Source organism: Penaeicola halotolerans (assembly GCF_016464625.1).
Classification (GTDB): Bacteria; Bacteroidota; Bacteroidia; order Cytophagales; family Cyclobacteriaceae; genus Penaeicola; species Penaeicola halotolerans.
The window spans coordinates 477,066-489,025 of the sequence record NZ_JAEAGO010000001.1; the positions used below are offsets into that span (position 1 = coordinate 477,066).

The following is an 11,960-nucleotide window of genomic DNA, read 5'->3' on the forward strand; positions in this document are numbered from 1 at the left end:
CCAAATAAAAAAAGGAAGTATCAAAATGACACAATTGATAAAAACTCAAACGGTAAAGTAAAATAAATGGAGATTAATAGTCCTAGCATCGATTTTAATAAAGATCAGTCACTTTTAAAACTATTGATAGATAGTCAAAGTGATTTGATATGCTATTATGATCCGCAGTATAGATTGCTTTTTTCCAATCAAGCGTATGCTGATTTTTTTGGTTTTAAGACCGAACAAATCAAAGGGTTTAATCTACTTGATCTGGTCGATGAGGATGAAAGAGAAGTGTTTTTAGAAAAACTCCAACATCATAATAAAACGCGTAAGACGGTCAAAGATGAGGCGCTGATCACTGATGCTCAAGGAAAAGCGCATTGGATAGAATGGACAGATATCCCTATCTCTAATGAAGAGGGTGACTTGCTTTTTTGGCAATCGATAGGAAAGAATATCACCACGCTCAAGCTACAGGCAATCAAGCAAGAAGAGGAAAATATTAGGTTCAAACTTGCGCTAGATGGAGCACATGCAGGTACATGGGAGTGGTATGCAACTGAGCAATCACCGCAGATCTGGTCTGAGGGTACGTATAAGTTGCTAGGATTAGCCTATCCACCTGTAGCAGGATTTGCTCCAAACTGGTATAGTCAAGTCTATCACTTAGACAAAAGTAGCTTCGAACAACAGATGGCGATAGGTTGGGAGCAAGAAAAGGAAATACGCATAGAATTTAGACTCAGTAGAAATCCATCCAAATGGCTAAGAATACAAGGGCTTCCAGTATTTGGAGCGAATGGTCAGCTACTAAAATTTACAGGGTTGGTTACAGACATCACTCCTGTCAAAAACTCTATTTTTTTAAAAGATCGGAACATTGATTTCTTCAATTCATTATTGAAAAATAGCTCTGACTTCATAGCGATCATAGGTGAAGATGGGTCGATGCTCTATGAGAGCCCTTCTTTTTACAGTTATTTCGGATTTACAGAAGAGGAAGTGATCGGTCAGCCTGCATTCAACATGGTACATGAAGATGACAGACAGGCGATCAAGGAGTTGTTTTACAAGGAGCGAAACAATTTTGGAAAAACACTTCAAGTAGACTTCAGACATGTGACTAAAGATGGTGGATATGTGCTGCTTGAAGGTATCGCTACGGTGCTCACGCATGATCCTTCTATCAATGGCATCTTGCTCAATTCAAGAGATATCACCGCTTATAAAAAGGCGGAGAAATCACTCAAGAAGCGGTTTGAGTTAGAACATTTGATTAATGAGGTATCTACTTTATTTATCAATGCTACCTCTGCTGATTTTGATCGCTTGACCAAAGAAGCGCTTCAACGGTTAGCCATTTTCGAAAAGGCCGACAGAGCCTATTTGTACATGCTCTCTGAAGGAGCGGATTTTTTCTATTTGCAAGAGGAATGGAACTTACCTGAAGTGACGCCCCTATCGGCTAGTCAGCATATACTCGTAGGAGATTTGGCAGATTGGCTGATGAATAAGTTTGAGGCAGATGAAGTCGTTTTTATCAACGATGTCGATACTGATTTCCGAGTTTCAGCATCATTTCTCGAGAGCATATCCAAGTCTGTCACAAAGTCATTTGTAAGCTTTCCATTGATGTCTGACGGAGTTCTGAAGGGCTTTTATGGTTTTGATACGGTTTTACAAGCCAGAAACTGGCATACAAATGACGAATATGTGCTCAGGCAGTTGGGACATATCATCATGGGTGCGTATAAGCGAAATGAGGTGGAGAAAGCGCTTAAAGCTAATGAGCAGCTACTTTCCCAAACAGAGATCATCTCTAAATCAGGCAGCTGGAAATGGATTGCATCGAGTAATGAGTTGATCTTCTCTGAGGGGCTAGCTGAGATTTATGGTGTCAAACAAGGAACCTTGGAGCATTCATTCAAAGGCCTTTTTGGTCGTGTAAGCAAGCGTGATCGAGCGAGAGTCAAGAGACAGATTAAGAGATTACTTTTTGGAGAGACTGTAGAGCCATTTGAGTTTAGAATTAAAAATGGCCTAGGAGTCAAGAGACACGTGCTTGCGAGTGCACGTCTCAAAGCCAATGAACTAGGAGAACCTATCGAGCTTGTCGGTATCGTTCAGGATATTACAGAGCGGAAAGACGCTGAGTACAATATCGTATTGCAAGCACAAATGCTCTCTCAGATCAATGATCCTGTGATGGCCATTGATGCTGATTTTAGAGTGACATATTGGAATCAGGCCTCAGAGCGAGTTTACAAAATATCAAAAGAGGAGATCCTCGGTAAAAAGATCAAAGAAGCCTTGATCTGGGAGTACTATTCGACAGCAGAAAAAGAGGCGTGCTTTAAGCAAATAAGAGAAGAAGGATCTTGGCGCGGTGAAGTGATTCATCATCTCAAAGACGGTAGAGCCATTCCAGTCGAATCTTCTTTTCAAGTGCTCTTCAATGAGCGGGGAAAGGCAATAGGCTATACCTCTATCATCAGAGAAGTAGAGACCAAGAAACGCTATGAAGAGCTTAGTAGAAAGGCGCGTCTGATCGTAGAGAATAGCCCTGCTGTACTCTTCTTATTAGAAGCAGATGATCGCTTTCCGATACGCTACATGTCTGATAACATCAGCCAGTTTGGCTACAATGCTCAAGACCTCATCAATGATAAAGTGAATTTTCTCGACTTAGTGTACGAAGAGGACATTGCGAATATTTCTAAATACTTTGATACTGTAAAAACCAATAAAGGTTTTAAAGCTTTCAGTGGGGAATATAGGATCAAGTGTAAGAGTGGCGAACTGAGATGGGTAGAAGATAAAACCAATGAGGTCTATGACGAAAAGGGAAATATCATCTCACATCAGGGAGTTTTACTTGATATCACTGAGAGAAAGCTGGCAAGACTGGCCTTGGAGCAGAGTGAAAGTAGGTACAGGGTATTAGCAGCCAATATTCCAGAGACTAATGTGTTTCTTTTTGATCATGAGCAGCGCTATATCATCGCGGAGGGCACTGATCTCAAAGATTGGGGAGTATCTTCAAAGATGTTTGAAGGATTCAAGATCAAGGATGTGAAGATCAAAAGTCAAGAATACATCCAATCCTTGGTCAATACATGCTTTGAGCGAAAAATGACTGTCACGGGTGCTTTTCCTTTCAATGAAGCTTTTTACGAAGTGATCATCCACCCAATATTAGATGAGTACAAAAAGATCACTTATGGTTTGGGTATCGTCAGAAATATCACAGAGCGCACCAAGGCCGAAGAAGCCCTGAGACAAAGTGAAGAAAAGTATCGAACGCTTGTTGAAGAGTCTTCAGAGATCATTTTCTCTATTGATTTGGAGTTGAGATTCTCTTATTTATCACCCAATACGAAGCATTATCTAGGCTATGAACCAAGGCAATTGATTGGTAAATCCTTTCTAGATTTCCTTCATGAAGATGATCGAGGGAAGATTCAAGAAAGTTTTGCTAAGGTAGTTCAAGAGAGAGAAGATGTGCCAAACTTTGAGTATAAAATAAGGACTAATGCTGGTGAGTATAGAGTCTACACGCATGAGGGAAAACTCATCAAAGATGAACATGATAAGCCTCGATACTATGTGGGTATAGCTAGAGATATCACGGAGCTGTCCTTTGCTCAGAGGCAGTTATTAGAGGCTAAAGACAAAGCTGAGCAGGCTGCTGTAGCCAAGACACAGTTTCTCTCTATCATGAGTCATGAGATCAGAACTCCGATGAATGCTGTAATTGGATTGTCACACTTACTCATAGAGGATGATCCTCGTCCAGATCAGTTGGAAAATCTCAAAACACTTCAGTTCTCAGCTGAAAATCTACTTGGCTTGATCAATGACATCCTCGATTACAATAAAATAGAATCGGGGAGGCTTGTGCTAGAGCATATTGACTTTAGTTTTAGAGAGTTGATGCAGCGCATCGTTCACAGCTATTCTTATCAAGCACGTGAAAAGTCCATCCATATAAGCCTCAGCATAGATGATGAGATACCTGAGGAAGTGAGAGGAGACTCTATGCGACTCAGTCAAGTGATCAATAATCTCCTAAGTAATGCTGTGAAGTTTACTGACAAAGGATCTGTGAGCGTCAATGTACAGCTACTTTCTTCGGATGAGAAGGGACATCTGTTGCGATTTGAGATTTCAGATACGGGCATAGGGATTTCTTCTGATAAGTTAGATTCTATTTTTGAAGCTTTCACGCAAGCCAGTACAGATACTACGAGAAAGTACGGAGGTACTGGGCTAGGTTTGGCCATTGTGAAGCGATTACTAACGCTATTTAAATCTGAAGTTACTGTAGAAAGTGAGCTAGGAAGTGGTGCTAAGTTTACATTTGACTTATTATTAGAAAGAGCAGAAAACCCAAAAGCCCTTCAAAAGCAATTAGAAAATACTGATCTCAAAGACCATACAGCAGCGAAAATTCTAGTAGTAGAAGATAATGCAGTCAATCGTCTGATGGTAGAGAAGTTTTTAAGAAAATGGCAGATCAAACACATAGATCATGCGAGCAATGGCGTAGAAGCACTTCGTAAAGTCTATTTAGAAAGATATGACCTGATCTTGATGGATTTACAGATGCCTGTCATGGATGGATTTGAAGCAGCTAAAGCGATTCGCCTCATGAAAGATCCGCACTATCTCCAAGTACCGATCATAGCCCTGTCTGCAAGCTCTTTGATAGAGGTGAAAGACCAATTAGAAAAAAATGGACTAGATGACTACATCTCTAAGCCTTTTAATCCCAATGAATTAAGTACTAAAATCGCCCATTACCTAGAGCGTTTCATTAAGTATTAATACCTGATATTGGGTATTTTTTATGTAAATCTTTTCTCTTGCTACACAGTTTGCTATTTAATTGGTAACTTTCCTAAGAGATCATCTTTACACATATCATGAGAAAAATCACTCTATCATTTGTCGCTTTGTTGTTTAGCTTGTCCCTGTTGGCTGAACCGATCAATTTCAATAAAGGAGATTGGAGCGATGTACTCAAACAGGCTAAGGAATCGAATAAATTAATTTTTGTAGATGCCTATGCGACTTGGTGTGGTCCATGTAAGATGATGGATCAAAATGTCTTTGCTGCTGATGAGGTAGGGGAGTTTTACAACGAGACTTTTGTTAATTTCAAAATTGACATGGAATCTGAAGCAGGTCTGGTATTTGATGAAACGTATCCAGTGACCGCTTATCCTACTATGTTTTTTATTAACCCTGATGGAGAAATCGTCAAAAAGCTGGTAGGTTATAGAGAAGTCGAAAACTTTCTAAATGTTGGAAGATGGGTAAAAGATCCAACATCAGCTCCTTCCTATGAGCTTTCTAAACAGTATGCTACAGGAGATAGGTCTCAAGAGTTTTTGAAATCATACATCGATGCACTCAATGAAGAAGGTGAAGATGTAAGCCACTTGATTGATGCTTACTTCCAGACATTGCCAGGTAGTGCATTAGAAGATGAGGATACCTTTATACTTTTTTATCAAAATGCTACTGATATCAACTATCCTGCGACAGAGTATTTTCTAGTGAATATCAATACTTACTTGAATATATATGGTGATGAATTGATGAATGAAAAGGTGTTTTCAATTATTGATGCTAACATTATTAAAGCAGCAAATAATCAGGATGATGACACATTTGAGAAGCTGCTAGTACTCATTAAGCCAATCTTTTTGGAAGATAAATGGCCAGAGTTTGAAGAGAGACTTAGAGGATATTACGCTGAGATGAAGGAAAGGTAAGTTTAAAAGAATCTAAAGTAAAAGCCATCTCTAACTATAGGGATGGCTTTTGATTTTTATATACTTTTGATCTTTGATAAATTCTCAAAAATCCGAGTCCAAACTTTCATAATCCATATTTCTAGCCTACATTTGAGCTTGCTTATCGAGAAAGACTGAGGGACGGGCCCGTTGACGTCTTAGCAACCTGAAAACAAGGTGCTAATTCCCATTCTAAATGATCTATTTAGATAAAGATGAGCAAACGCTACCTCTTAGCGGTTCTTTCTCGATAGTTGATTAGTAGACTATGAATAGAAAAGAACAACTCCTTAAACTCCTCAAAGAACGTATTCTCATATTGGACGGTGCCATGGGCACGATGATCCAGCGATATAAGCTAGAGGAAAATGATTTTCGCAATACCTCACTCGTGGATCACACGCATCCTCTCAAAGGAAATAATGATCTATTGACACTGACAAGGCCAGATGTCATCAAAGAGATCCATGCTGCCTATTTTGAAGCTGGAGCGGATATAGCAGAGACCAATACTTTTAGCAGTACTAGTATCGCTCAGGCTGATTATGGTTTGGAGCATTTGGCTTATGAACTTAATCTTCAAGGGGCAAAGATAGCTAGAGAAGTTGCTGACGCATTTACAGAGAATAATCCTCACAAACCTAGATTCGTAGCCGGATCTATAGGTCCAACCAATAGGACTGCTTCCATCTCTCCAGATGTCAATGATCCAGGTTTTAGAGCAATTAATTTTGATCAATTGGTGGAGGCTTACACTGAGCAGATCAGAGGTTTGATAGATGGTGGAGCGGACATATTATTGGTAGAGACTGTTTTTGATACGCTCAATGCCAAGGCAGCACTGTATGCGATACAAGATGTCTATGAGGAATATGCTAAGCAATTAAATCAACCTGATTTTGGCCTTCCGATCATGGTTTCGGGTACTATCACAGATGCCAGTGGACGCACACTCTCAGGTCAGACCACTGAAGCCTTTTTGATCTCATTGTCCCATGTGCCTCTTTTAAGCATTGGATTAAACTGTGCCTTAGGTGCTAAAGAGCTTAGACCTTATCTACAAGTCCTAGCCCGTAAAGCTCCGTTTGCAGTGAGCGCCCATCCTAATGCTGGACTACCTAATGAGTTTGGTGCTTACGATCAAACACCAGAGTTGATGGCTGCTCAAGTAGAGGAGTTTTTACAAGAAGGACTGCTCAATATAGTAGGAGGCTGCTGCGGGACAACTCCCCCTCACATTAAAGCCATCGCTGAAGTAGCAGCCAAGTATAGTCCTAGAACAACAGCAGAGGCATTAGCTTAAGATATTTTCCATCATGACACAAACGAGTAAAGATTATACCCTAAGATTATCTGGATTGGAGCCTTTGGTGGTTACTCCCAGCGCTAATTTTATCAATATCGGTGAAAGAACAAATGTAACTGGGTCAAAGAAGTTTGCCAGACTGATCAAGGATGGTAGATTTGATGAAGCTTTAGGAATCGCTTTGGATCAAGTACAAGGTGGCGCTCAAGTACTTGATGTCAATATGGACGAAGGGATGCTTGATGGGGAAGCTGCCATGGTTAAATTCCTCAACCTAATAGCTGCGGAGCCAGATATATCACGCATTCCGATCATGATAGATAGCTCTAAGTGGCACATCATTGAAGCAGGCCTAAAGTGTATTCAAGGTAAGGGTATTGTCAATTCCATTAGTTTAAAAGGTGGTGAAGCAGAGTTTTTAGCCCAAGCAAAAAAGATCAAAAGGTTTGGAGCAGCAGTAGTGATTATGGCCTTTGATGAAGACGGTCAAGCGGATACTTATGAAAGGAGGATAGCCATCTGTGAGCGAAGCTATAATCTCCTAAGAGAACAATTGGACTTTCCTCCTCAGGATATTATTTTCGATCCAAATATATTTCCTGTCGCTACTGGAATGGAGGAGCATGTCAATAATGCCATTGATTTTTTCAGAGCCACCAAGTGGATCAAAGAAAACCTACCAGGAGCTAAAGTAAGTGGAGGCGTAAGTAATGTTTCTTTTTCTTTTAGAGGGAATAATACGGTTAGAGAAGCTATGCATTCGGCTTTTCTATACCATGCGATACAGTATGGTATGGATATGGGCATCGTGAATCCTACGATGCTCGAAGTTTATGATGATATCCCAAAGGATCTCTTAGAGCATGTCGAAGATGTCCTATTGAATAGACGACCTGATGCCACAGAGCGTTTGATGGCCTTTGCAGAGCAGGTGGTAGGTTCAGATAAAAAGGAAAAAGAAGCTGAGCTTTGGCGTAATGATCCCGTAGAAAAGAGGCTCGAACATGCACTGATCAAAGGCATCGTGGAATACATTGATGCTGACACGGAAGAAGCTAGGTTGAAACTAAATGATCCACTGAAAGTGATCGAAGGCCCTCTAATGGATGGAATGAATGTCGTAGGAGACCTTTTTGGCTCTGGCAAAATGTTTCTTCCACAAGTGGTTAAAAGTGCTCGTGTCATGAAGAAAGCTGTAGCTTACTTAGAACCCTTTATCCTTGAAAAAAAACGAGAGATACAAGCAGCAGGAGGCACCCAATCAAGAGGTCCACTCAAAATACTCATGGCTACCGTAAAAGGCGATGTGCATGATATCGGTAAAAATATCGTGAGTGTAGTACTCGCATGCAATAATTATGAAATCATCGATCTAGGAGTGATGGTGCCAGCTGATAAGATCATCGCTGCGGCTATCAAAGAGGAAGTTGATATCATAGGTTTATCTGGACTGATCACCCCTTCACTAGATGAGATGGTCTTTGTCGCGAAGGAGATGGAACGTCAAGGACTCAAGATCCCTCTCCTCATAGGAGGTGCTACTACCTCACGAATACATACCGCTGTAAAGATAGATCCCGTGTATAGTGGAGCTGTTGTGCACGTGCTTGATGCTTCTAAGAGTGTCCCTGTTGCTGGCGAGTTGACGGGAGAGGAGTCTTATGATAAGCTTTTTGGTAAAATCAAAGAAGAGTATGCACAACTTAGAGAGGATCACCTAAGTAGACAAAAGGAGAAAAACTATATCAGTTATCAAGAGGCTAAGGCAAATGCACTTCAGATAGATTGGAATGATTACACACCACCTAAACCAAAGCAGTTAGGTCTTCAGACCTTTAATACCTATGATTTAGCGGAAATTAGAGCTTATATCGATTGGACGCCATTTTTCAGCACATGGATGCTTAGCGGCAAATATCCTAAAATCTTTGAGGATCAAGTAGTAGGTGAAGAAGCTAAAAGACTTTTTGATGATGCTCAAGCCATGCTCGATCAAGTGATCAGTGAAAAATGGCTTCAAGCCAATGCAGTGGTGGGTTTATTTCCAGCTCAGAGAAATGGTGATGATATCAAGGTCTTTGATCCACAGACTGGTGCTGAGATAAAGAGTTTTCACTTTTTACGTCAGCAAGGAAAGAAAGGTAAAGGACTTGCCAATGTCTCTTTAGCGGATTTTGTCAAGGAGCAAGATGATTACCTTGGCTTCTTCGCTGTCACAGCTGGTATAGGTATAGAAGAGCACTTGGAGAGATTCAAACAAGCACACGATGACTATAATAGTATCATGCTAAAAGCCATAGCGGATAGACTTGCAGAAGCTTTTGCAGAGTTGATGCATGAGAAGGTCAGAAAAGAAATTTGGGGATACGCACCAGATGAAAAACTAGAAAATGAGCAGCTGATCAGAGAAAACTATCAAGGAATCAGACCTGCTCCTGGCTATCCTGCATGTCCAGATCATACAGAGAAAGCAGATCTATTTGATTTGCTTCAGGCAGAGAAACTCGCTGGGATCAAACTCACAGAGAGCTTTGCTATGTATCCTGCGGCAGCTGTGAGTGGATTTTATTTTTCACATCCTAAGTCTCGATATTTTGCACTGGGCAAAATAGAGCAAGATCAGGTAATCGACTATGCTCAAAGAAAGCAGAAGTCTCTGGAAGAAATGGAAAAATGGTTAGCGCCTAACTTAGCTTATTAATCAATCGATATGAAAATCACCGAACATATTCAAAACGCAAAGCAAACACTGTTTTCATTTGAGATTTTGCCTCCATTGAAAGGACAAAATATGAATGAAATGATGAATAGCATAGAGCCTTTGATGGAATTTAACCCACCCTTCATCGATGTGACTTATCATAGAGAAGAATATATCTATAAAAAGCATCCTAATGGATTGTTGGAGCGTGTATCTACTCGCAAAAGGCCAGGAACTGTAGGGATCTGTGCAGCGATCATGAATCGATTTAAAGTAGATGCTGTACCGCACTTGCTTTGCGGTGGATTTAATAAAGAAGAAACAGAAAATGCATTGATTGATCTCAACTTCATCGGTGTGGACAATGTGCTAGTACTTAGAGGAGATGCGATCAAATCTGAAGGTCGATTTATGCCAGAAGACAATGGACATGCTTATGCTTCTGAGCTGCTCAAGCAAGTAGTCGATATGAACAATGGTCACTACTTGCACGAAGAAGTGGAAAATAATAATAGTACTAACTTCTGCATAGGTGTGGCAGGATATCCGGAGAAGCACTTTGAATCACCGAGTCTACGTACAGATATGAAGTATCTCAAAGAAAAAGTAAAGGCTGGAGCAGATTATATTGTGACTCAGATGTTTTTTGACAATCAGAAATTTTTTGAATTTGTAGATAAGTGTAGAGCTAATGACATACATGTACCGATCATTCCAGGACTGAAACCCATTACGACACTAAATCAGATCACGATGCTACCAAGTACTTTTCACATTGACATGCCAGATGCTCTGCTAGATGAATTGGAAAAATGTAAAGACAATGCCGCTGTGAGAGAAGTAGGTATTCAATGGGCTATACAGCAGAGTAAAGAACTCGTAGCAGCGGGTGTACCATGTCTTCATTACTATACGATGAGTAAGGCAGAAGCTACTTATCGAATAGCTAAAGCATTGTTTTAATCAAAAAAGTCAGCTTTGCAGCTGACTTTTTTATTGTAGGATATTTAAAATTGATAACTTTATAAAGATCCATTTTATGAAGCGCCTTAAGCCCCAATTAAATTGAAGGCTAGAAGAGTAAAAACCATTTATAATGTTTAAGTTTCAAGATGAAAAGCAGCGATTGATAGCCATTTCGTTTGGTGTAAGTGTCTTATTATTAGTCATTAAGTTTGTTGCTTTTTTTATCACAGGATCAAATGCTATACTGTCTGATGCACTAGAAAGTATCATCAATGTAGTTGCTTCTGGGTTTGCTCTATATAGCATTTATCTGAGTGCGCTTCCCAAAGATGAAAATCATCCCTATGGTCATGGCAAGATTGAGTTTTTTTCATCAGGTTTAGAGGGAGCACTTATAGTGATTGCTGCATTTTTCATTGGTTTCAGGTCAATTGAGGGGCTAATTGACCCTAGCGTTCCACGTAATCTTCCTTTTGGTCTTTTACTCATAGCGCTGAGTACAGGAGTCAACTTTGTGCTTGGACTGACGCTCATCAAGCGAAGTGAAAGGCTCAATTCTATTACGATCAAAGCAGATGGTAAGCATATCCTCACTGATGCTTGGAGTAGCTTGGTGCTTCTGCTTGGTGTAGTCATCGTTTATTTGACTGGCTGGCCATGGTTGGATAGCGCCTTATCATTAGCTTTTGCTTTTTTCATTTTGTATAGCGGGTTTCAAATACTCAAAGAGTCGATCAGCGCACTCATGGATGAGTCTAGTCCCAAGATGATCGGTAAAGTCGTCAAAAGCCTCAATAAAAACAGGCGAGAAAACTGGATCGATGTACACAATCTGAGGGTGCTTCGTTACGGTGGAGATCACCATGTAGATTGTCATTTGACTTTGCCGTACTATTTTACCCTGACAGCGGTACATGATGAGGTTGAAGAGATGGAGCGTATCTTGGAAAAAGAGCTTCCAGGTGTAGTAGAAGTCTTTATCCATGCGGATCCATGTCTACCAGATCTTTGTTGTCAATACTGCAATGTGGCTGATTGTGCTGTGAGAAAGTATTCTAAACGACATGACATCCCTTGGACTTCACAAAACATGGCTAAAAACCAAAAACATTATCACGAAGCAATCGATTAAAATTTCAGGAAGTCTGACAATATGACTTCAAATCAAAATTCAGCATAACCTTTGAATGCATTTACAAAA

Annotated in this window: 6 protein-coding genes and 1 riboswitch; all 6 genes read left to right on the forward strand. The window is 40.3% G+C overall.

Annotated elements, in window-relative coordinates; translation table 11 throughout:
* The first annotated feature begins 66 nt into the window (after positions 1 to 66).
* The 6 genes from I5349_RS02115 to I5349_RS02140 all read left to right on the forward strand — a co-directional run bounded on the left by I5349_RS02115 (position 67) and on the right by I5349_RS02140 (position 11,891).
* Positions 67 to 4,812: a PAS domain S-box protein gene (locus I5349_RS02115; protein ID WP_226389075.1), complete on the forward strand. Its 4,746-nt coding sequence runs from the start codon at positions 67 to 69 to the stop codon at positions 4,810 to 4,812.
* Between the two features lie 98 nt (positions 4,813 to 4,910).
* The gene (locus tag I5349_RS02120; protein WP_226389076.1) at positions 4,911 to 5,765 is read left to right on the forward strand and encodes a thioredoxin family protein; all 855 of its coding nucleotides are present in this window, start codon (positions 4,911 to 4,913) and stop codon (positions 5,763 to 5,765) included.
* Positions 5,766 to 5,904: 139 nt separating this feature from the next.
* Positions 5,905 to 6,008, forward strand: a riboswitch (SAM riboswitch).
* Positions 6,009 to 6,054: 46 nt separating this feature from the next.
* Positions 6,055 to 7,089: a homocysteine S-methyltransferase family protein gene (locus I5349_RS02125; RefSeq protein WP_226389077.1), complete on the forward strand. Its 1,035-nt coding sequence runs from the start codon at positions 6,055 to 6,057 to the stop codon at positions 7,087 to 7,089.
* Positions 7,090 to 7,102: 13 nt separating this feature from the next.
* Positions 7,103 to 9,793 carry a methionine synthase gene (metH, locus tag I5349_RS02130; protein WP_226389078.1) on the forward strand — a complete coding sequence of 897 codons (2,691 nt, stop codon included), beginning with the start codon at positions 7,103 to 7,105 and terminating at the stop codon, positions 9,791 to 9,793.
* Between the two features lie 9 nt (positions 9,794 to 9,802).
* A complete protein-coding gene (metF, locus tag I5349_RS02135; RefSeq protein ID WP_226389079.1) occupies positions 9,803 to 10,756 on the forward strand; it encodes a methylenetetrahydrofolate reductase [NAD(P)H] in 954 nt (317 codons plus the stop codon).
* Positions 10,757 to 10,889: 133 nt separating this feature from the next.
* Positions 10,890 to 11,891 carry a cation diffusion facilitator family transporter gene (locus I5349_RS02140; protein ID WP_226389080.1) on the forward strand — a complete coding sequence of 334 codons (1,002 nt, stop codon included), beginning with the start codon at positions 10,890 to 10,892 and terminating at the stop codon, positions 11,889 to 11,891.
* Positions 11,892 to 11,960 lie beyond the last annotated feature (69 nt).

What these genes read in the sequence shown, in the direction of transcription:
- I5349_RS02115 (WP_226389075.1), top strand. Translation starts at nt 67, where the DNA reads ATGGAGATTAATAGTCCTAGCATCGATTTTAATAAAGATCAGTCACTT.
- metF (WP_226389079.1), top strand. Translation starts at nt 9,803, where the DNA reads ATGAAAATCACCGAACATATTCAAAACGCAAAGCAAACACTGTTTTCA.
- I5349_RS02140 (WP_226389080.1), top strand. Translation starts at nt 10,890, where the DNA reads ATGTTTAAGTTTCAAGATGAAAAGCAGCGATTGATAGCCATTTCGTTT.
- I5349_RS02120 (WP_226389076.1), top strand. Translation starts at nt 4,911, where the DNA reads ATGAGAAAAATCACTCTATCATTTGTCGCTTTGTTGTTTAGCTTGTCC.
- metH (WP_226389078.1), top strand. Translation starts at nt 7,103, where the DNA reads ATGACACAAACGAGTAAAGATTATACCCTAAGATTATCTGGATTGGAG.
- I5349_RS02125 (WP_226389077.1), top strand. Translation starts at nt 6,055, where the DNA reads ATGAATAGAAAAGAACAACTCCTTAAACTCCTCAAAGAACGTATTCTC.